The 19,447-nt window shown below is 54.0% G+C and carries 22 protein-coding genes; 15 read left to right on the top strand and 7 right to left on the bottom strand.

Annotated elements, in window-relative coordinates; translation table 11 throughout:
* Positions 1–55 precede the first annotated feature (55 nt).
* The 4 genes from pyrC to mdtH form a co-directional block, all read right to left on the bottom strand.
* Entirely contained in the window at positions 56–1,102 is a 1,047-nt protein-coding gene (pyrC, locus tag ACUY4Q_RS14895; RefSeq protein WP_458043519.1) for a dihydroorotase, read from the bottom strand.
* 112 nt (positions 1,103–1,214) lie between these two features.
* Complete coding sequence (locus ACUY4Q_RS14890; protein WP_458043518.1) at positions 1,215–1,775, bottom strand: lipoprotein; 561 nt, start codon at positions 1,773–1,775, stop codon at positions 1,215–1,217.
* Positions 1,776–1,889: 114 nt separating this feature from the next.
* Complete coding sequence (gene grxB, locus ACUY4Q_RS14885; RefSeq protein ID WP_458043517.1) at positions 1,890–2,537, bottom strand: glutaredoxin 2; 648 nt, start codon at positions 2,535–2,537, stop codon at positions 1,890–1,892.
* Positions 2,538–2,601: 64 nt separating this feature from the next.
* On the bottom strand, positions 2,602–3,810 hold the full coding sequence (gene mdtH, locus ACUY4Q_RS14880; RefSeq protein ID WP_458043516.1) for a multidrug efflux MFS transporter MdtH: 1,209 nt from the start codon (positions 3,808–3,810) through the stop codon (positions 2,602–2,604).
* A gap of 234 nt (positions 3,811–4,044) precedes the next feature.
* Between mdtH and rimJ the strand changes: the two genes are divergently transcribed.
* The 4 genes from rimJ to murJ all read left to right on the top strand — a co-directional run bounded on the left by rimJ (position 4,045) and on the right by murJ (position 7,853).
* On the top strand, positions 4,045–4,629 hold the full coding sequence (gene rimJ, locus ACUY4Q_RS14875; RefSeq protein ID WP_458043515.1) for a ribosomal protein S5-alanine N-acetyltransferase: 585 nt from the start codon (positions 4,045–4,047) through the stop codon (positions 4,627–4,629).
* 9 nt (positions 4,630–4,638) lie between these two features.
* Entirely contained in the window at positions 4,639–5,286 is a 648-nt protein-coding gene (locus tag ACUY4Q_RS14870) for a YceH family protein (RefSeq protein ID WP_458043514.1), read from the top strand.
* A 2-nt stretch (positions 5,287–5,288) separates the two neighbouring features.
* The gene (locus ACUY4Q_RS14865) at positions 5,289–6,212 is read left to right on the top strand and encodes a Gfo/Idh/MocA family protein (protein ID WP_458043513.1); all 924 of its coding nucleotides are present in this window, start codon (positions 5,289–5,291) and stop codon (positions 6,210–6,212) included.
* Positions 6,213–6,317: 105 nt separating this feature from the next.
* Positions 6,318–7,853 (top strand): murein biosynthesis integral membrane protein MurJ, encoded by a 1,536-nt coding sequence (murJ, locus tag ACUY4Q_RS14860; protein ID WP_458043512.1) that lies wholly within the window; start codon positions 6,318–6,320, stop codon positions 7,851–7,853.
* A gap of 56 nt (positions 7,854–7,909) precedes the next feature.
* Here the strand turns inward: murJ and flgN are convergent, their stop codons facing one another.
* From flgN to flgA, 3 genes are all read right to left on the bottom strand, one after another.
* Positions 7,910–8,332 (bottom strand): flagella biosynthesis chaperone FlgN, encoded by a 423-nt coding sequence (gene flgN / locus ACUY4Q_RS14855; protein WP_458043511.1) that lies wholly within the window; start codon positions 8,330–8,332, stop codon positions 7,910–7,912.
* 4 nt (positions 8,333–8,336) lie between these two features.
* Positions 8,337–8,630: a flagellar biosynthesis anti-sigma factor FlgM gene (gene flgM, locus ACUY4Q_RS14850; protein WP_458043510.1), complete on the bottom strand. Its 294-nt coding sequence runs from the start codon at positions 8,628–8,630 to the stop codon at positions 8,337–8,339.
* A 93-nt stretch (positions 8,631–8,723) separates the two neighbouring features.
* Positions 8,724–9,383: a flagellar basal body P-ring formation chaperone FlgA gene (gene flgA, locus ACUY4Q_RS14845; RefSeq protein WP_458043509.1), complete on the bottom strand. Its 660-nt coding sequence runs from the start codon at positions 9,381–9,383 to the stop codon at positions 8,724–8,726.
* A gap of 158 nt (positions 9,384–9,541) precedes the next feature.
* Here flgA and flgB point away from each other — a divergent pair, with 158 nt between their 5' ends.
* The 11 genes from flgB (at position 9,542) to flgL (ending at position 19,438) form a co-directional block, all read left to right on the top strand.
* Complete coding sequence (gene flgB / locus ACUY4Q_RS14840) at positions 9,542–9,955, top strand: flagellar basal body rod protein FlgB (protein ID WP_458043508.1); 414 nt, start codon at positions 9,542–9,544, stop codon at positions 9,953–9,955.
* 3 nt (positions 9,956–9,958) lie between these two features.
* Positions 9,959–10,363, top strand: a complete 405-nt coding sequence (flgC, locus tag ACUY4Q_RS14835; RefSeq protein WP_458043507.1) for a flagellar basal body rod protein FlgC — start codon at positions 9,959–9,961, stop codon at positions 10,361–10,363.
* A gap of 11 nt (positions 10,364–10,374) precedes the next feature.
* Positions 10,375–11,061: a flagellar hook assembly protein FlgD gene (gene flgD / locus ACUY4Q_RS14830; protein ID WP_458043506.1), complete on the top strand. Its 687-nt coding sequence runs from the start codon at positions 10,375–10,377 to the stop codon at positions 11,059–11,061.
* Positions 11,062–11,087: 26 nt separating this feature from the next.
* Entirely contained in the window at positions 11,088–12,356 is a 1,269-nt protein-coding gene (gene flgE, locus ACUY4Q_RS14825; protein ID WP_458043505.1) for a flagellar hook protein FlgE, read from the top strand.
* A gap of 20 nt (positions 12,357–12,376) precedes the next feature.
* Positions 12,377–13,132, top strand: coding sequence for a flagellar basal body rod protein FlgF (locus ACUY4Q_RS14820; RefSeq protein WP_458043504.1), 756 nt, complete (start codon positions 12,377–12,379; stop codon positions 13,130–13,132).
* Positions 13,133–13,147: 15 nt separating this feature from the next.
* Entirely contained in the window at positions 13,148–13,930 is a 783-nt protein-coding gene (gene flgG, locus ACUY4Q_RS14815) for a flagellar basal-body rod protein FlgG (RefSeq protein ID WP_458043503.1), read from the top strand.
* A 61-nt stretch (positions 13,931–13,991) separates the two neighbouring features.
* Complete coding sequence (locus ACUY4Q_RS14810; RefSeq protein ID WP_458043502.1) at positions 13,992–14,690, top strand: flagellar basal body L-ring protein FlgH; 699 nt, start codon at positions 13,992–13,994, stop codon at positions 14,688–14,690.
* A 12-nt stretch (positions 14,691–14,702) separates the two neighbouring features.
* Entirely contained in the window at positions 14,703–15,797 is a 1,095-nt protein-coding gene (locus ACUY4Q_RS14805; protein WP_458043501.1) for a flagellar basal body P-ring protein FlgI, read from the top strand.
* Positions 15,797–16,753 (top strand): flagellar assembly peptidoglycan hydrolase FlgJ, encoded by a 957-nt coding sequence (gene flgJ / locus ACUY4Q_RS14800; protein ID WP_458043500.1) that lies wholly within the window; start codon positions 15,797–15,799, stop codon positions 16,751–16,753. The genes ACUY4Q_RS14805 and flgJ overlap by 1 nt, the downstream gene beginning before the upstream one ends.
* Before the next feature lie 76 nt (positions 16,754–16,829).
* The gene (flgK, locus tag ACUY4Q_RS14795) at positions 16,830–18,470 is read left to right on the top strand and encodes a flagellar hook-associated protein FlgK (protein WP_458043499.1); all 1,641 of its coding nucleotides are present in this window, start codon (positions 16,830–16,832) and stop codon (positions 18,468–18,470) included.
* A 14-nt stretch (positions 18,471–18,484) separates the two neighbouring features.
* Positions 18,485–19,438: a flagellar hook-associated protein FlgL gene (gene flgL, locus ACUY4Q_RS14790; RefSeq protein WP_458047352.1), complete on the top strand. Its 954-nt coding sequence runs from the start codon at positions 18,485–18,487 to the stop codon at positions 19,436–19,438.
* The last annotated feature ends 9 nt before the right edge of the window (positions 19,439–19,447 follow it).

Raw genomic sequence — 19,447 nt, 5'->3', positions numbered from 1 at the left:
GACTGTATATATATACAGTTAACTTTATCTTTTTACAACAGGGAGCAATAAAAAATTACTGTTTAACCGTCCAGTGTACGGTTTCACCGGCAAGGAAAGGAATCAGCGTATCATCAGTAAGGGTGATGGATTCCATTACCGTCGACGCCTCACGCACCAGCTCAACGTAGCCTTCGTTCACCGGCAGGCCATAGAATCGCGGGCCGTTCAGGGAACAGAAACCTTCAAAATGCTCAAGGGCATTCATCTCATCAAAGACGGTGGCGTAGCTGGCAAGCGCCGTCGGTGCGTTAAAGCAGCCTGCACAACCGCAGCTCGTCTCTTTGCGGTGGCGGGCGTGAGGCGCTGAGTCCGTTCCAAGGAATGCCCGCTCAAAACCACTGGCGACCAGTTCTCGCAGCGCTTGCTGATGAATGTTGCGCTTAAGAATGGGCAGGCAGTAGAGGTGCGGGCGCACGCCGCCAACCAGCATATGGTTGCGGTTAAACATCAGATGCTGAGGCGTGATGGTCGCAGCCAGCAGCGCGTTGCCTTCACGCACGTAATCGGCCGCATCTTTGGTGGTGATATGCTCAAACACCACTTTCAGTCCCTGCAAGCGCTGACGCAGCGGCTCCATGACGGTTTCAATAAAGCGGGCTTCGCGATCGAAGATATCGATGTCAGCGTGAGTGACTTCACCGTGAACGAGCAGGGGCATCCCCAGCTTTTCCATACGCTCCAGTACCGGCATGATCGCATCAATGCTGGTAACGCCGTGGCTGGAGTTGGTGGTCGCATTTGCCGGGTACAGTTTTGCTGCCGTGAAGACGTTTTCACGATAACCGCGCTCAATTTCATCGGCGTTCAGGGTATCGGTCAAATAGCAGGTCATCAGAGGGGTGAAATCATGCCCGGCGGGGACGGCGTCCAGAATGCGCTGACGATAGGCGATAGCCGCATCGACGGTAGTCACCGGCGGCGCAAGGTTGGGCATCACAATGGCGCGGGCATAGGTTTCGCTGGTCCAGGGCACCACGGTTTTTAGCATATCGCCGTCGCGTAAATGGACGTGCCAGTCATCTGGTCGGCGGATTTTCAAAACCTGGGTCTGTGCTGTCATGATAGTGCTCCGGCTGGGTGAGAATCAGTCATTATTGGCTGGTTTTTGCCGGGCACTAAGCATAAGCGTAATCGTTTCCGTTTGCATCCTTTTCCTGAAGAAGGATCGCACGTCAGTCGGTGAGAGGAATAACGATTTCACCAGGTTTGACTTCAATACCTTTGGCATATTTCTTCGCCAGCGCTTCCCCTTTGCTGCTGTCTTCACGCAGCACATAGGCCGGGCGTTGGTTAAAATAGTTACTCAGGGACTGATTCAGGTAAGGCATTAACGTTTGCAGCACGGTCTGCATTTTTTGCGGTTCGACCGTGGCATCGACCACTTCCATCTCATGAAGATAAATGGCACCTTTCTCTTTATCAAAGACGGGCAGGGCTTTCATTTTCAGTTTCATGGTCGCTTTTTGATTGCCGAAGAGTGACGTCATATCGAGATTCGCATCACCGGTCAGCGTAATTTTATTCGGCTCTTCCCGACCAATTGCGCTGGCGAGATTGCGCAGAACGATATGGGCATCGGCAACGCCGGGCAGGCCGATATCTTTAGAAAAGTCATTACGCTTCTGTAGCGCCTGATTAATCTCCTGCTCGCTGATGCTGTACTGTGTAAGTTGATTACATCCCACCAGAACGCCGCTCAAAATGAGTGCTGCGGCAAAAATAACTTTCTTCATTGTGATCCTCAAAAGATACCGGGCTGCTGTCCCTGACTGTAGCATCGGCGCATCACCCGGCCGACTCCAGCAGATAAAACTGAAAGCGGAAGCCGCAGCTTCCGCGAAAGGGCATTATATCGCCATTGATGAGAGCAGGTTGATTTGCGTTTGTTTCGCCATATTATCGCGATAATCGGCCACGCGGGTTGGCCAGACGACGCCTGCCACCAGCGTCAGATTACGCAGCAGTGGGAAAAGATGAATATCATCTTCCGACAGTTCGCCATTGAGCGCATTGGGTTGCACGATAAGTTTATCCAGTGCGCGTAAGTCATCGCTGATGTTTTTAATCAGACCCGGCGAGTGTGCAAGATGGTCGGCAAAATCCCCCAACGCTGCCTCTTTCTTGTTGACGAAGTAAGCCCGCGCCTCAGGGGTCGCAAATTCATCAAACCGGGACCTGGCAAAACGTGGAATAAGCAAGCGGTTCACATAGCCGTTCACCTTGCGTAGCCAGGTTTCCAGCGCAGGGTTGGGCTTCCCGGTGAGCAGCGGTTTCCCGTCGAGGTTATCGACATAATGCACAATGTCCATGCTTTCTGGCAGATAGCGGCTGTCATCTTTTTGCAGAATCGGCGCCATTTTCTGACCAATCATCCGGGTGGGTGTGGCTTCGTCATCGCTCAGGAGGACATTGAGCTCAACAGGGATGTTTTTGAGACCGAAAATCATGCGGGCTTTAACGCAATACGGGCAGTGATCGTAAATATAAAGTTTCACGCTTCTCCTCCATAGTGGTGGGTCATCACCAAAAAGTATGGAGGAGAATAAAAGTGCTGGCAAATCAGGCCTCGGGTTCGAGGAGTGCCGGGTGTGCGCGCCGATAGCCAAATTGCCAGAGCAGGGCAAAGAAAGTGATAAGCCCGATAAGTGCGAGCATCATCCACGGCAGCTCGGGTTGATTAAAGGCTTTTCCTGCGTCAAACAGCCAGCCACCGCCGGCATAGCCGAGGGCTCCGCCCAGCGCGAGACCTAAACGACTAAAGCCCATATAGCTGCCTCGTGCCCGGGCATCTGCGAGGGCGGCGCTCAGGGTTTCACGTGCAGGTTCCGCAATGATCGACCCGATATAAAACGTGCAGATTAGAGTAAAGATTTGTTGCAGGTTACTGACCAACCCCATCGGCAACAGGCTGAACGTCATAAACAGTAATCCGGCCATGAGCCGATGCTCAAGGCGAAAACGTTTTTCACTCCAGCGTGCGATGGGATAAAGCAGCGTCAACGATAAACAGGCCTCAATGGCGTACATCCATTTCACCGGCGCCGGGGAACCGGCGATATCATTGACCATAATCGGCAGCATTAACATCACCTGCACCGCCAGCATGTAATAGCCGGTCAGCGTTAATACATAGGTGACGAACTTTTTATCACGCCATACGCGGTTTAACCCTTCACGCATCGGGGTTTTTACCGTCGACAGCTTCCATGCAGGAAGTAACCAGGCGTTAAAAGCGGCACAGAGCACAAAGACAGCGGCACCGACTGCGCACACCAGACGAAAATCATATTGCAGCAACCAACTGCCAATCAGCGCACCGATAACGGCTCCCGCGCTGTCCTGCATCATCAAAAGCGAGAAAAACCGCCCGCGTTGAGAAGGGCGAATCAGTTTCACCACCAGCGCGGAGCGGGGAGGATCGAACAGGGTGCCCCCCAGGCCGGAGAGAATACAGGAGCACCATAAAACCCAGGGCTCATGAGCGACACCCATAGTGGCAAACCCGGCGGCTCGCATGAGCATCCCGGTAACAATCAGCGGCTTGGCACCAAAGCGGTCAGCAATGGCACCGCCAAATACCCCCAGGCCTTGCTGAATGAACTGGCGCAGGCCAAGGGCAATGCCCACCATCAAAGCGGCCCAGCCAAGTTGATCGACAAAGCGAATGGAAATCAGCGGGAAAACGACGAAAAAGCCCAGTACAACCAGCATATTATCGACAAGCAGGAAATATTTACCCAGGCTCCTGGCCTGTGAGACGCGCGCCATTTCCCCTCCCGGGAAATTAACCGATAAATTCCCTTCCATTCTGCCGCTGCGCCGAGCCTTTTCCCATCGCAAAGATGACAATATTTTTTTATCAAAATCGGGCTTTCATTCAGACTTCTCATCGAAAACAACTATGACGCGTGAAAATGCAGGTTGTTGTTTTCACAGAGTCTCTGCGCAAAGGTATAGTAATGGGAAAGGGTATAGAGACGTAAACCAAAAGAGAGGGAATACATGTTTGGCTATCGCAGTAATGTGCCCAAAGTACGGCTGGTGACAGACCGGATGGTCGTTCGGCTGGTTCACGAACGTGATGCCTGGCGGCTGGCGGATTATTACGCGGAAAATCGCCAGTTTTTAAAACCCTGGGAACCGGTTCGCGACGAAAGCCATTGTTACCCTTCAGGCTGGCAAGCTCGCCTCGGAATGATCAACGAATTTCATAAGCAGGGGACCGCATTTTACTTTGCGTTGCTTGACCCCGAAGAAAAAGAAATCATCGGCGTGGCGAACTTCTCTAACGTGGTCCGTGGGTCTTTTCATGCCTGCTATCTCGGCTATTCGATTGGGCAAAAATGGCAGGGGCAAGGGCTGATGTTCGAAGCCCTGACCAGCGCGATCCGCTATATGCAACGTACGCAACACATACACCGTATTATGGCCAACTATATGCCGCACAATAAACGTAGCGGGGGGCTTTTGGCGCGCCTGGGATTTGAAAAAGAGGGCTATGCGAAAGCGTATTTGCTGATTGATGGGCAGTGGCGTGACCATGTGTTAACGGCGCTGACGACGGAAAACTGGACCGCAGGTCGTTAAGGAGAAACCATGAAATATCAACTCAGTGCGCCGGAAGCGCGCGTGATCGGCTGTTTGTTGGAAAAACAGGTGACGACGCCAGAGCAGTACCCGCTGTCGGTGAATGCGGTCGTGACCGCCTGCAACCAAAAAACCAACCGTGAACCGGTGATGAACCTCAGCGAACACGAGGTGCAGGATCTGCTCGATACCCTCGTCAAACGTCATTATTTACGCACCGTTAGCGGATTTGGCAATCGGGTGACCAAATATGAGCAGCGTTTTTGTAATTCCGAATTTGGCGACCTCAAACTGACATCGGCCGAAGTGGCGCTGGTAACGACGCTGTTGCTACGTGGTCCACAAACGCCGGGTGAATTGCGCGGGCGTGCGGAGCGGATGCACAAGTTCACTGATATGGCTGAAGTCGAAAGCGCCCTGGAAAACCTTGCACAACGTGAAGACGGTCCCTACGTGGTGCGTTTGCCACGCGAAGCGGGCAAGCGTGAGAGCCGCTATATGCACCGCTTCAGCGGTGATGTCGAAACACTTATCAACGTAGTGGAGGCCGTCAGCCCCTCTTCTGAGGATCTCGGTGCGCGCGTTGAGGCACTGGAAATGGAAGTGGCGGAGCTGAAGCAGCGTTTAAACTCACTGCTCGAACATTTGGGAGAGTAAGCGTGACAAAATTACGAATTGGGGTGGTTGGATTAGGTGGCATTGCACAAAAGGCGTGGCTGCCGGTGCTTGGCGCGGCCAGTGACTGGACGCTGACCGGAGCCTGGTCGCCGACGCGTGAGAAAGCGCAACCGGTATGTGACACCTGGCGTATTCCTTATGCCGGATCATTAACGGAGTTGGCGGCACAGTGTGATGCGGTTTTCGTTCACACCTCTACGGCCTCGCATTATGCCGTCGTCAGCGAACTGTTAAACGCAGGGGTGAACGTCTGTGTGGATAAACCGCTGGCTGACAACCTCGCTGATGCTGAAAAACTGGTCGAACTCGCCGCGAAGAAAAAACGGACGTTGATGGTGGGCTTTAACCGCCGTTTTGCCCCCCTGTATCAGGATCTTAAATCCCGTTTAACGACGGCGGCGTCGGTGCGTATGGATAAGCATCGCACAAACAGCGTGGGTCCTCATGATTTGCGCTTCACGCTGCTGGACGATTACCTGCATGTCGTGGATACCGCGCTCTGGCTGGGCGGCGGCAACGCGCAGCTGACCAGCGGCACCCTGCTGACCAATGACGATGGCGAGATGGTGTATGCCGAGCACCACTTTACAGCTTCAGGTTTGCAGATAACGACCAGCATGCATCGCCGTGCGGGAAGCCAGCGCGAGTGGGTACAGGCCGTGACCGACGGCGCGTTGTACGATGTGACGGATATGCGTCAATGGCGAGAAGAGGCCGGGCAGGGAGTGATTGAGCGGCCGGTTGCCGGCTGGCAGACCACGCTTGAGCAGCGGGGCTTTGCGGGATGCGCCCGCCATTTCATTGAATGCGTGCAAAATCAGACAGTTCCGGAAACCGCCGGAGAGCAGGCGATTCTCGCGCAACGAGTGATAGACAAGCTTTGGCGCGATGCCATACGTGAATAATTCCCGGTAACATATGCCGGTAGTAATTCGTGCTATTCCCGGTAGACTAAGCGCTTCGCTATACCAACGCCTGCTTTGCAGGCGTTGTGCCTTATGGAATCCTAAATGAACTTATTAAAATCACTGGCTGCGGTCAGTTCAATGACCATGTTTTCTCGCGTGCTCGGCTTTGCGCGTGACGCCATTGTGGCGAGGGTGTTTGGTGCGGGTGTGGCGACCGATGCCTTTTTTGTGGCCTTCAAATTGCCTAACCTGTTGCGCCGTATTTTTGCCGAAGGCGCGTTTTCCCAGGCTTTTGTACCCATTCTTGCTGAATACAAAAGCAAGCAGGGCGAAGATGCCACACGCGTCTTTGTCTCGTATGTTTCGGGATTACTGACCCTGGCGCTGGCGGTGGTGACCGTCGTCGGGATGCTGGCTGCCCCGTGGGTGATTCTGGTCACCGCACCCGGCTTTGCCAATACGGCGGATAAGTTCGCGCTGACTTCTCAACTGCTGCAAATCACCTTTCCTTATATTTTGCTGATTTCGCTCGCCTCGCTGGCCGGCGCTATTCTCAATACCTGGAATCGGTTCTCCGTACCGGCATTTGCCCCAACGTTCCTTAACATCAGCATGATCGGGTTCGCCCTTTTCGGCGCACCCTATTTTAATCCACCGGTGCTGGCACTGGCCTGGGCGGTAACCGTTGGCGGCGTATTACAGCTGGTGTATCAACTGCCGCACCTGAAAAAAATTGGCATGCTGGTCCTGCCGAGGGTTAATTTTCGCGACGCGGGTGCTATGCGGGTGGTGAAACAGATGGGGCCGGCCATTTTAGGCGTGTCGGTTAGCCAGATTTCACTCATCATTAATACCATTTTTGCCTCTTTCCTGGTCTCCGGTTCAGTCTCGTGGATGTACTACGCCGATCGTCTGATGGAGTTTCCTTCAGGCGTGCTGGGCGTGGCGTTAGGGACTATTTTGCTGCCGTCGTTGTCGCGCAGCTTTGCCAGCGGAAATCACGACGAGTATTGCCGCCTGATGGACTGGGGGTTACGCCTCTGCTTCCTGCTGGCGCTACCGAGTGCCGTGGCATTAGGCATTCTTGCCAAACCGCTAACCGTATCCCTTTTCCAGTACGGCAAGTTCTCTGCCTTTGACGCCCAAATGACCCAGCAAGCATTAGTGGCGTATTCGGTCGGGTTAATGGGCATTATTGTGGTGAAGGTCCTGGCACCGGGGTTTTACTCTCGTCAGGACATCAAAACGCCGGTGAAGATTGCCATTGTCACCCTAATTATGACGCAGCTTATGAACTTGGCATTTATCGGACCGCTTAAGCATGCCGGGCTGTCACTATCGATAGGTCTTGCTGCCTGCCTGAACGCCGGTCTGCTTTACTGGCAGTTACGCAAACAGGATATCTTTACGCCGCAAGCCGGATGGGCCAGCTTCCTGATACGCCTGCTTGTGGCGGTGTGTGTGATGTCGGCAGCGTTGGTGGGGATGATGTATATCATGCCTGAATGGGCGGACGGGAACATGGCGCATCGCCTGATGCGTTTATTTGCCGTGGTGATCGTGGGTGTAGTGGCCTACTTCGCAACGCTGGCTCTGCTCGGGTTCAGACTCAAAGAGTTTGCCCGCCGGGTAGCGTAAACACAAAAGGGAGTCAGCCATGTTGGCGACTCCCGCTATGTGTGCTGAAGGTGTGATTAGATGGAAATCTTTTTGCCGCCACGGCTGCCGGAGAAGGTCTGGCCATTTGCTCCGTAAAGACCCGGCTCCTGATGCGGCTTCAGCACCTCAAGCGCTTTCTGATTCAGCGCTATTTGCCCTTCAAGCAACCACCCATTGTGTTGATTCAGATCGCGTAAGTGCTGTGTTTTTTTTGTAATAAGTTCCCAGCGACCTGCAACATCATCGTTCGCGCTGTTCTGCGGATTTTGGGCGGCACGGCGTTGCTGCTCAAGATAATCCAGGGTGGCGAGCAAAGAGCTTTTCTCTTCCGTAATACGCTGTAACGTACTGCCATTCACATGGCCTACGGAAAGCTGTTTTTGCTCAGCATCCATCACGTCTTTCAACGCATTCAGGATAACTGTCATTTGATCAAGGATTTCTGACAGTCCATTCATACTGTTATTTACTCTGTAAGTAGCTCTGTGCGTCGCTGATCAGGGCATCGGCAATTTTGCCGGTATCCATTTTCAGTTCGCCATTACGGATCGCGGTTTTGAGTTTTTCAACGCGTTCCATATTGATATCGTTTGTACCCGGCTTCATCAGTTTTGCCTGCGCGTCACTGAGAGTGACATTGGTGCTGTTAGCCGTCGCTGATTTTTCCTGACGTACTTTTTGTGCCTGCGTTTCGCTGGCTTCACGCGGTTGGACAGTGCTAACCGGCTTTAAGGGCGATGTACGATCAATGCTCATAGTGTTTCCTCATTGAGGTTCCCGGCGTTTGGGATCTGCCAATCTTCAGTCGTTGCTTAATTATCGGCAGTGGCCGCAAATTCTTTAAAAAGATTATAGATTAATAAGAATATTCCCATCAGACCCCACCGTACCGCTGACAATCTGACCTGATGCCATCCTGACCCGGGCATTCTGCGCGACCGCTGCATTGTTCAAAGCCTGACCTTCACCATTTACACTAAAGCCATCACCGTTGGCAATCACCTGAACGCGTTGCCCGGCTTTGATTCGCCAGGCCTGACGGAGTAAAGAGAGCTGCACGGGCTGGCCTGGCGCCAAATCGCGCAGGCTGATGGCGTCCTGCGCCTGGGCGATATCCAGCATGGTTTTAGGCGGTAATTGATCGAGTCGCCCTCGGGCGAGCTTGACGCTACCGGGCTCAAGCGCACTGCCACGGGTTATGGCCTGCGCGGCGACAACGTAGTTCCCCGTCGCCTGGACGTTGACCTGTAAATAGCGTTTTTCATTACCGCATATTGCCAATACGTTGACGTTCCCCCACAGCTTTGCATTCCCCGTCACGCTTAGTGCCGGTTGTTCACATGCCGGGAGAAGGTTATTCGGCGTACGCACCTTGACCACCACGTCATCACTAAAACCCGCCAGGCGGGTGGCAAAGAATGAGGTCAACTGCGCGTTAAGATCCTGCGCCAACCCATTCTGGCTTAAAAACAGTAAGACTGCGGCTAAACCGATTTTCAGAAAATTCATCGCAGACTCCTGCCTGTAGAAGGGATGACAGAATTCTAACCGGGGAGCAAATCTATCAACGCAATAAATAGCGACGCATTTTGCTCTTATTCTGACGATAACGCGCCCGTAATGAGATTTAAGCTATTGACTAAATAATTCTCATCAGCGGGGACGTCATGCTCGACAAACTTGATGCCGCGTTACGGTTTCAGCAAGAAGCGCTGAATCTGAGCGCAAAGCGCCAGGAAATCCTGGCCGCGAACATCGCCAACGCCGATACCCCAGGGTATCAGGCACGCGATCTGGACTTTTCCAGTGAGCTGAAAAAAGTCATGGAGCGTGGCCGTCCTGAGACCAACGGCGTCGCGCTGGCATTGACTTCAAGCCGCCACATTCCGGCGCAGGCTATCGCACCTGCGTCTACCGAATTGTTATATCGCATCCCCGACCAGCCTTCACTGGATGGCAATACCGTCGATATGGACCGCGAGCGTACGCAGTTTGCCGACAATGGCGTGAAGTATCAGACGGGTCTGACCGTGTTGGGCGGACAGATTAAGAGCATGCAAAGCGTGCTACAGGGGAATTAACAGATGGCTTTACTGAATATCTTTGATGTCGCCGGATCGGCACTGACGGCGCAGTCTAAGCGCCTGAACGTGGCGGCCAGTAATCTGGCAAACGCCGACAGCGTCACCGGGCCTGATGGCCAACCCTACCGTGCCAAGCAGGTCGTTTTTCAGGTTGATGCGGCACCGGGTCAGGCAACAGGCGGCGTCAAAGTGGCCGACGTGGTGGAAAGCCAGGCCCCTGATAAATTGGTTTACCAGCCGGGTAACCCGCTGGCGGACAACAATGGCTACGTCAAAATGCCTAACGTGGATGTGGTCGGGGAGATGGTCAACACCATGTCCGCTTCGCGCAGCTACCAGGCAAACGTAGAAGTGCTTAATACCGTTAAGAGCATGATGCTCAAGACGCTCACTCTCGGCCAGTAAAGGAGACGCTTATGTCTATCGCCGTAAATGTGAATGACACAACGAACAGCGGTGTCAGTTCCACCAGTAGCAGTAGCGGCTCTTCTTCGCTGACGACGAGCAGCGCGTCGGATCTGCAAAGCAGCTTCCTGACCCTGTTAGTTGCCCAGTTGAAAAACCAGGATCCGACTAACCCGCTGGAAAACAATGAACTGACGTCGCAGCTGGCGCAGATCAGCACCCTGAACGGTATTGAAAAACTGAATACCACCCTGGGTTCCATTTCCGGGCAGATCAACAACAACGAATCCGTTCAGGCCAGTACGCTGATTGGTCATGGTGTAATGATTCCGGGCACCACCGTGCTGGCGGGTAATTCCACTACCACGCCGTTTGGTGTTGAGCTGGAACAGCCGGCCGATAAAGTCACTGCCACTATCACCAATAAAGATGGCACCGTGGTGCAAACCATCGAACTGGGTGCCCTGAAAGCGGGCGTACACACCTTCAGTTGGGACGGTAAGCTGACTGACGGGACCACGGCGACCGATGGTTCATACAAAGTTTCTATTGCCGCAAGCTCTGGCGCAACGCAACTGGTGGCACAACCGTTGCAGTACGCGCTGGTGCAGGCGGTAACGCGTACATCTGATGGCAGTACCCTGGATCTGGGTACTTACGGTAATACCACGCTCGACGAAGTTCGGCAGATTATTTAAGCCTTAACACTTATCAGGAGTAAGTCATGGCCTTTTCACAAGCGGTCAGCGGTTTGAATGCTGCGGCCACTAACCTCGATCTTATTGGTAACAACATCGCCAACTCCGCCACGTATGGCTTTAAATCCAGTACTGCATCCTTCGCCGACATGTTCGCGGGATCGAAAGTCGGTCTGGGTGTTAAAGTTGCGGGTATTACTCAGGACTTCAACGATGGCACCACCACCAACACCGGTCGTGGCCTGGACGTCGCAATCAGCCAGAACGGTTTCTTCCGCCTGACCGATACTAATGGTTCTGTTTACTACAGCCGTAATGGTCAGTTCACCCTCGATGCCAACCGTAACCTGGTGAACATGCAGGGTCTGGCTGTCACAGGCTATGCTGCTGTCGGTTCTCCGCCGGAGATTCAGACCGGGGGCAACCCGACCGGAATCAATATTCCGAACGATCTGATGTCCGCGAAAACCACCACCACCGCTGCGATGCAGATGAACCTGAACTCCACGGACGCCGTACCGACGGTGGCCGTTTTCGATCCATCGAACGCCAGCAGCTACAACAAAAAAGGCCCGGTCACCGTTTATGACACCCAGGGTAACGCTCATGACATGAACGTGTACTACGTCAAAACGGCAGACAACAAGTGGGATATCTACACCCAGGATACCAGCGTAGCCGGTTCTACCGCGACCAAATCTGCGCAAATGAACTTTGATGCTAACGGTAATCTGGCCGGTGTTTACAACTACACCCTGAATACCGCGACCAATACCTATACCCTGGCGACCACCCCGAATGCCACGCCATCCATCAACGTGACTACCGGTGCGTTGAGCGGGGCGACGCCGTCCTCCTTCTCACTGAGCTTCCAGGGCTCCATGCAGCAGAACGTGGGCACCAGCGCCATTGTTTCTACGTCGCAGAACGGCTATAAGCCGGGCAGCATGGTGAGCTACACCATCAATGATGACGGTACCGTGGTCGGGACTTACTCCAACGAACAGACGCAGCTGCTGGGTCAAATCGTGCTGGCAAACTTTGCCAACAACGAAGGGCTGAAATCTGAAGGTGATAACGTCTGGTCTGCAACCAACGCCTCTGGTGTTGCGCTGCTGGGCACCGCAGGTACCGGTAACTTCGGTACCCTGACCAACGGTGCGCTGGAAGCTTCCAACGTCGATCTGAGTAAAGAACTGGTGAATATGATTGTCGCACAGCGTAACTATCAGTCGAACGCGCAGACCATCAAAACCCAGGACCAGATCCTTAACACGCTGGTTAACCTGCGTTAATCGCCTGACGGGATGGCCTAATGGATCACGCAATATATACCGCGATGGGTGCCGCCAGCCAGACGCTGAACCAGCAGGCTGTCACTGCCAGCAACCTCGCAAACGCATCAACACCCGGGTTCCGCGCTCAGCTCAACGCGCTGCGTGCGGTACCGGTACAAGGGATGTCCGTGCCGACCCGTACGCTGGTGGTCGAATCGACGCCGGGCGCCGATATGACGCCCGGTCAGATGGACTACACCTCACGCCCGCTGGACGTAGCATTGCAGCAGGACGGTTGGCTTGTCGTACAGAGTAAAGATGGCAGTGAAGGATATACCCGTAACGGTAACATCCAGGTAAGTCCTACCGGACAGTTGACCATCGGTGGTCAGCCGGTCATCGGTGAAGCGGGCCCCATTGCGGTGCCGGAAGGTTCTCAGGTGACCATTGCGGCTGACGGTACGATTTCTGCACTGACCGCGGGTGATGCGCCGAACACGGTCTCACCGGTCGGAAAGTTGAAACTGGTGAAAGCGCAGGGAAATGAAGTGGTGCGTGGGGATGACGGTCTCTTCCGTCTGAGCCAGGCGGCACAAGCGACCCGAGGCCCGGTTTTACAAGCAGATCCGACAATTACTGTCATGTCGGGCGTGCTTGAAGGCAGTAACGTTAAAGCGGTGGAGGCGATGACCGATATGATAGCCAGCGCACGCCGATTTGAGATGCAGATGAAAGTGATTGGCAGCGTTGATGAAAATGCGCAGCGCGCCAACCAGTTGCTGTCTCTGAGCTAATAAACAGGATTTCCTATGATCAGTTCATTATGGATCGCTAAAACCGGCCTTGATGCACAGCAAACCAATATGGACGTTATTGCCAACAACCTGGCAAACGTCAGCACCAACGGTTTCAAACGTCAACGCGCGGTATTTGAAGATTTGCTTTACCAGACCATTCGTCAACCCGGTGCGCAGTCTTCTGAACAGACCACGCTGCCTTCCGGTCTGCAAATTGGTACGGGTGTGCGCCCGGTTGCGACCGAGCGTCTGCATAGCCAGGGTAACCTGTCGCAGACCAATAACAGCAAAGATGTCGCCATCAAAGGCCAGGGCTTCTTCCAGGTCCTTTTGCCGGATGGCACCTCGGCTTATACCCGTGACGGTTCATTCCAGGTCGATCAGAATGGTCAACTGGTGACCGCCGGCGGTTTCCAGGTTCAGCCTGCCATCACGATTCCGGCAAATACCCTGAGCATTACCATCGGTCGTGATGGCGTGGTCAGTGCGACACAGCAGGGGGCCGCAGCACCGGTACAGGTAGGCCAGTTAAACCTGACGACCTTTATGAACGATACCGGTCTCGAAAGTATTGGTGAAAACCTGTACATCGAAACCCAATCTTCAGGTGCGCCGAACGATACGACGCCGGGCCTTAACGGTGCGGGTCTGTTGTATCAAGGCTATGTGGAAACCTCGAACGTCAACGTTGCTGAAGAGCTGGTCAATATGATCCAGGTTCAGCGCGCGTATGAAATCAACAGCAAAGCGGTCTCCACAACCGATCAGATGCTGCAGAAACTGTCGCAACTCTAAGGCGTATTCCGGTGTGGTCATAACAGGCCACACCGGAACCCTGATTTTGAAGATGAATGTAATGCAAAAAATCACCACCGGCCGTTACCCTGTTTTGGCTTTACTGGCTGTAACCCTTAGCGGGTGTGCATGGGTTCCTTCAACTCCGCTGGTGCAGGGCGCCACCACCGCCCAACCAATGCCAGGCCCCGTTCCTGTGGTCAATGGTTCTATTTATCAAACTGCGCAGCCGATCAACTATGGTTATCAGCCGCTGTTTGAAGACAGACGTCCGCGTAATGTGGGCGACACGCTGACGTTAGTTTTGACTGAAAACGTTAGCGCCAGTAAAAGCTCATCCGCCAACGCCAGCCGTGAAGGCAAAAGCAGTTTCGGCATGGATACCACCCCTCGCTACCTTGAGGGACTGTTTGGTAATGCCCGCGCGGATCTCTCGAGCTCTGGTAGCAACTCCTTTAATGGTAAAGGCGGCGCAAATGCCAGCAATACCTTTAGCGGCACCTTGACCGTCACCGTCGATCAGGTACTGATCAATGGCAACTTACATGTCGTGGGTGAAAAACAGATTGCCATCAACCAGGGCACTGAATTCATCCGCTTCTCGGGTGTCGTGAATCCACGCACCATTAGCGGCAGCAACACGGTTCCGTCCACCCAGGTGGCGGATGCGCGTATCGAATATGTGGGCAATGGCTACATCAACGAAGCGCAGAACATGGGCTGGCTGCAACGTTTCTTCCTCAACTTATCGCCGATGTAACCGGGGTGAATTATGTTTAGATATCTGACTGGACTGGCGTTAATCCTGCTGGCGACTGTTGCCCAGGCTGAGCGTATCCGGGACCTCACCAGTGTACAGGGCGTACGTGAAAACTCACTGATTGGCTATGGCCTGGTGGTTGGCCTGGATGGGACCGGTGACCAGACGACCCAGACGCCGTTTACCACCCAAAGTATTAACAACATGCTCTCGCAGATGGGCATCACCGTGCCTGCCGGCACCAACATGCAGTTAAAGAACGTGGCCTCGGTCATGGTGACCGCGCAGTTGCCTGCATTTGGCCGTCAGGGGCAGACGATCGATGTTGTCGTCTCCTCGATGGGTAACGCCAAAAGCCTTCGCGGCGGTACGTTGCTGATGACGCCGCTGAAAGGGGTCGATAGTCAGGTGTACGCGCTGGCGCAGGGTAACATCCTGGTCGGCGGCGCAGGCGCTTCCGCAGGCGGTAGCAGCGTGGCGGTGAACCAGCTCAACGGGGGGCGTATCACCGGCGGTGCCGTGATCGAACGTGAGTTGCCTTCGCAGTTCGGCAATGGCAATACCCTCAACCTGCAGCTTAATCAGGACGATTTCACCATGGCGCAGCAAATTGCTGACACCATTAACCGTCGTGGCATGGGCGGCGCAACCGCATTAGATGCGCGTACCGTTCAGGTGCGTGTGCCTCAGGGCGGCAGCTCTCAGGTGCGCATGCTGGCTGATATCCAGAACCTCGAAGTTGGGGCCGCGCCGCAGGATGCCAAAATTGTGATTAACTCCCGTACCGGCTCGGTGGTCATGAACCGCGAAGTCACGCTGGATAATTGTGCGGTTGCGCAGGGTAATCTCTCGGTGACGGTGAACCAGTCTGCAAACGTGAGCCAACCGAACACGCCATTCGGTGGTGGTCAGACGGTGGTCACCCCACAAACGCAGATCGATCTGCGTCAGAGCGGCGGGTCGCTGCAAAGCATTCGTTCCAGCGCCAACCTGAACAACGTCGTGCGTGCGCTTAATGCGCTGGGTGCAACACCGATTGATCTGATGTCTATTCTGCAGTCGATGCAAACGGCAGGCTGCCTGCGTGCCAAGCTGGAGATCATCTGATGCTGACTGACAGCCGTCTGAATGCAAGTGCTGCATGGGATGCACAATCCCTGAATGAACTGAAGGTGAAAGCCGGACAGGATCCGCAGGCCAACATCCGGCCTGTTGCCCGTCAGGTTGAAGGGATGTTCGTGCAAATGATGCTGAAAAGCATGCGTGAAGCCTTGCCGAAAGACGGTTTGTTCAGCAGTGATTCAACGCGGCTGTATACCAGCATGTATGACCAACAAATTGCTCAGCAGATGACGGCCGGGAAAGGGCTGGGACTGGCTGAAATGATGGTCAAACAGATGACGGGCGGCCAGGCACCCGTTGAAGCGGGTGACCAGATGCAGCAGGTACCGATGAAGTTCGACCTGGAAACCGTCAATACCTGGCAAAATCAGACCATCGCGCAGATGGTGCGTAAGGCGCTGCCAAAAGCGCCGGAAAACAGTGATGAGCCAATGAGCGGCGACAGCAAAGACTTCCTCGCTCAGCTTTCCCTGCCGGCCCGTCTGGCGAGCCAGCAGAGCGGGGTACCGCACCACCTGATCCTGGCCCAGGCGGCACTGGAGTCGGGTTGGGGCCAACGGCAGATTAAACGCGAGAACGGCGAACCGAGCTTTAACCTGTTTGGCGTGAAAGCGACCTCAAGCTGGAAGGGGCCGGTCACTGAGATTACGACTACGGAATTCGAAAACGGCGAAGCGAAGAAAGTGAAAGCGAAATTCCGTGTGTACAGCTCCTATCTTGAAGCCTTGTCCGATTATGTCGGCATGCTGACCCGTAATCCACGTTATGCCGCCGTGACCACCGCAGCCACCGCTGAGCAGGGCGCTCAGGCCCTGCAGAGCGCCGGATATGCTACCGATCCTAAGTATGCGCAGAAATTAACCTCCATGATTCAGCAGCTTAAATCCATGGGGGAGAAGGTCAGCAAAGCGTACAGCAATGATATTGAAAATCTGTTCTGAAACGGCTCAAGTTCAGCTCAAGGTTGCCGATAATCGTTAACAGGACTTATGTCTTAAAAGTTAATAAGGAATCTTCATGTCCAGCTTGATTAACAGCGCCATGAGCGGCCTGAGTGCGGCCCAGGCAGCACTCAGTACCACCAGTAATAACATCGCCAGTTATAACGTGGCGGGTTATACCCGTCAGACGACCATTATTTCTGCTGCCAACAGTACCCTTGGCGCAGGGGGTTGGGTGGGTAATGGTGCCTTTATCTCCGGCGTGCAGCGCGAATATGATTCGTTTATCACCAACCAGCTTCGCGGTGCCGAAACGCAGAGCAGCGGTCTGACGGCTCGCTATCAGCAGATGTCTAAAATCAACGACATGGTTTCAAGTACTACCAACTCGTTGTCGACGTCCCTGCAGGGCTTCTTCTCCAGCCTGCAAACGCTGGTGAGTAATGCCGAGGATCCGGCTTCTCGTCAAAGCTTACTCGGCAAAGCCGATGCGTTAGTCAACCAGTTCCAGGTGACCGACCAGTACCTGCGCGATCAGGACAAACAGATCAATATTTCGGTCTCGTCGAGCGTCGACCAGATCAACAGCTACACCAAGCAGATCGCCAACTTAAACGACCAGATTTCTCGCCTGACCGGCGTAGGCGCGGGTGCGTCTCCAAACAATCTGCTCGATCAGCGCGACCAGTTGGTCAGTGAGCTGAACAAAATTGTCGGCGTCGAAGTCAGCGTTCAGGACAGCAATACCTTTAACGTGACCATGGCCAATGGCTACACGCTGGTGCAGGGGAGTACCGCACGTCAACTGGCGGCCGTTGCCTCCAGTGACGATCCGTCCCGTACCACCGTGGCCTATGTGGACAATACTGCGGGCAATGTTGAAATCCCGGAAAAACTGCTCACCACGGGTTCACTCGGTGGTCTGTTAACGTTCCGCTCGCAGGATTTGGATCAGACACGTAATACTCTCGGGCAGTTGGCGCTCTCATTTGCTGATGCGTTTAACACCCAGCACAAGGCTGGTTATGACGTTGATGGCACGAAAGGGACCGATTTCTTCAACATTGGTAGCCCGAGCACGCTAAGTAATGCAAATAACACGGGCACGGCGATATTGTCAGCCGAAGTGACCAACAGCGCGAGCGTAAAAGCCACTGATTATAAATTGACCAAAACGGATGCTGGCTGGAGCGTTACGCGTCTTGCTGATAACACGACCTTTGCCGCGACGCCAGGCTCCGATGGAAAGCTGGCCTTTGATGGCCTGAAAGTTTCGGTTTCCGGCACCGCCGCGAAGAACGACAGTTTTACTGTTAAGCCGGTTGCTAACGCCATCATCAATATGGATGTGGCGATTACCGATGAGTCAAAAATTGCCATGGCCGCTGATGCGGACTCTGGCGTGAGTGACAATAAAAACGGGCAGAAGATGCTCGATCTGCAAAAAGAGAAAGTTGTAGGAGGCGCAAAAACCTTCAACGACGCTTATGCCTCACTCATCAGCACCATCGGTACAACGACGTCAACGCTCAAAACCAGCAGTTCAACGCAGGAGAATGTGGTGACGCAGCTGAGTAATCAGCAGCAGTCTATCTCCGGCGTTAACCTGGATGAAGAGTACGGTAATCTGCAACGCTACCAGCAGTATTATCTCGCCAACGCACAAGTTCTGCAGACGGCAAACAGTCTGTTTGATGCGTTACTGAACATACGCTAAGTAAGAGGTGAATGATGCGTATCAGTACACAGATGATGTATGAACAAAACATGCGTGGTATCACCAACTCACAAAGTAAGTGGTTGGCATACGGCGAGCAAATGTCTACCGGGCTGCGCGTAAACCGCCCTTCAGACGATCCGATTGCCGCTTCTCAGGCGGTCGTGGTCTCTCAGGCGCAGGAGCAGAACGCACAATTTAAAACAGCGCGTACCTTCGCTAATCAGAAGATCTCGCTGGAAGAAAACGTATTAAGTCAGGTGACCACCACGGTGACCGCTGCCCAGACCAGCATCGTTAAAGCTGGAAATGGCTCAATGAGCGACGATGACCGTGCGTCCATGGCCACTGAGCTGCAGGGGATCCGCGATCAGCTGATGAACCTGGCCAACAGTACTGACGGTAACGGCCGGTATATCTTTGGCGGTTACAAAACCAGCGAGCCGCCCTTTGATAAGACAACGGGTGCCTACAGCGGCGGGTCTGAAGCCATTACTCAGCAGGTTGATTCCGCGCGCACCATGGTGATTGCCCATACCGGTACGCAGGTTTTCGACAGCATCAGCAGTAATGCGGTGAAAGAGCCTAACAACGGTACATCACAGACTAACGTCTTTGAGATGCTCGACGACGCCATTGCCGCGCTGAAAGTTCCGGTCGGTGATGACGAAACGGCGAAAGAGACCTCCCAGGCTGCGCTGGACAAAGCGAACCGTGGTTTACGCAACTCGCTGAACAATGTATTGACCGTCCGTGCAGAGTTGGGGACCCAACTCGATGAACTGGATAAACTTGACGCGTTGGGAGATGACCGTTCACTGGGGCTGACGCAGCAAATGAGTGATTTGGTGAACGTGGACTGGAGCTCTGCCATTTCTTCATACACCATGCAGCAGGCTGCGTTACAGGCTTCCTATAAAGCATTTAGCGACATGCAGGGCATGTCGCTGTTCCAGCTTAATAAGTGATTTTGCTTT

The organism is Phytobacter cepae (assembly GCF_054165735.1).
This window is presented reverse-complemented; position numbering and strand designations above follow the sequence as displayed.

Excerpts from the sequence above, each read along its gene's own strand:
- pyrC (WP_458043519.1), bottom strand. The coding sequence starts at position 1,102 with ATGACAGCACAGACCCAGGTTTTGAAAATCCGCCGACCAGATGACTGG.
- ACUY4Q_RS14890 (WP_458043518.1), bottom strand. The coding sequence starts at position 1,775 with ATGAAGAAAGTTATTTTTGCCGCAGCACTCATTTTGAGCGGCGTTCTG.
- mdtH (WP_458043516.1), bottom strand. The coding sequence starts at position 3,810 with ATGGCGCGCGTCTCACAGGCCAGGAGCCTGGGTAAATATTTCCTGCTT.
- rimJ (WP_458043515.1), top strand. The coding sequence starts at position 4,045 with ATGTTTGGCTATCGCAGTAATGTGCCCAAAGTACGGCTGGTGACAGAC.
- ACUY4Q_RS14870 (WP_458043514.1), top strand. The coding sequence starts at position 4,639 with ATGAAATATCAACTCAGTGCGCCGGAAGCGCGCGTGATCGGCTGTTTG.
- murJ (WP_458043512.1), top strand. The coding sequence starts at position 6,318 with ATGAACTTATTAAAATCACTGGCTGCGGTCAGTTCAATGACCATGTTT.
- flgN (WP_458043511.1), bottom strand. The coding sequence starts at position 8,332 with ATGAATGGACTGTCAGAAATCCTTGATCAAATGACAGTTATCCTGAAT.
- flgM (WP_458043510.1), bottom strand. The coding sequence starts at position 8,630 with ATGAGCATTGATCGTACATCGCCCTTAAAGCCGGTTAGCACTGTCCAA.
- flgA (WP_458043509.1), bottom strand. The coding sequence starts at position 9,383 with ATGAATTTTCTGAAAATCGGTTTAGCCGCAGTCTTACTGTTTTTAAGC.
- flgB (WP_458043508.1), top strand. The coding sequence starts at position 9,542 with ATGCTCGACAAACTTGATGCCGCGTTACGGTTTCAGCAAGAAGCGCTG.
- flgC (WP_458043507.1), top strand. The coding sequence starts at position 9,959 with ATGGCTTTACTGAATATCTTTGATGTCGCCGGATCGGCACTGACGGCG.
- flgD (WP_458043506.1), top strand. The coding sequence starts at position 10,375 with ATGTCTATCGCCGTAAATGTGAATGACACAACGAACAGCGGTGTCAGT.
- flgE (WP_458043505.1), top strand. The coding sequence starts at position 11,088 with ATGGCCTTTTCACAAGCGGTCAGCGGTTTGAATGCTGCGGCCACTAAC.
- ACUY4Q_RS14820 (WP_458043504.1), top strand. The coding sequence starts at position 12,377 with ATGGATCACGCAATATATACCGCGATGGGTGCCGCCAGCCAGACGCTG.
- flgG (WP_458043503.1), top strand. The coding sequence starts at position 13,148 with ATGATCAGTTCATTATGGATCGCTAAAACCGGCCTTGATGCACAGCAA.
- ACUY4Q_RS14810 (WP_458043502.1), top strand. The coding sequence starts at position 13,992 with ATGCAAAAAATCACCACCGGCCGTTACCCTGTTTTGGCTTTACTGGCT.
- ACUY4Q_RS14805 (WP_458043501.1), top strand. The coding sequence starts at position 14,703 with ATGTTTAGATATCTGACTGGACTGGCGTTAATCCTGCTGGCGACTGTT.
- flgJ (WP_458043500.1), top strand. The coding sequence starts at position 15,797 with ATGCTGACTGACAGCCGTCTGAATGCAAGTGCTGCATGGGATGCACAA.
- flgK (WP_458043499.1), top strand. The coding sequence starts at position 16,830 with ATGTCCAGCTTGATTAACAGCGCCATGAGCGGCCTGAGTGCGGCCCAG.
- flgL (WP_458047352.1), top strand. The coding sequence starts at position 18,485 with ATGCGTATCAGTACACAGATGATGTATGAACAAAACATGCGTGGTATC.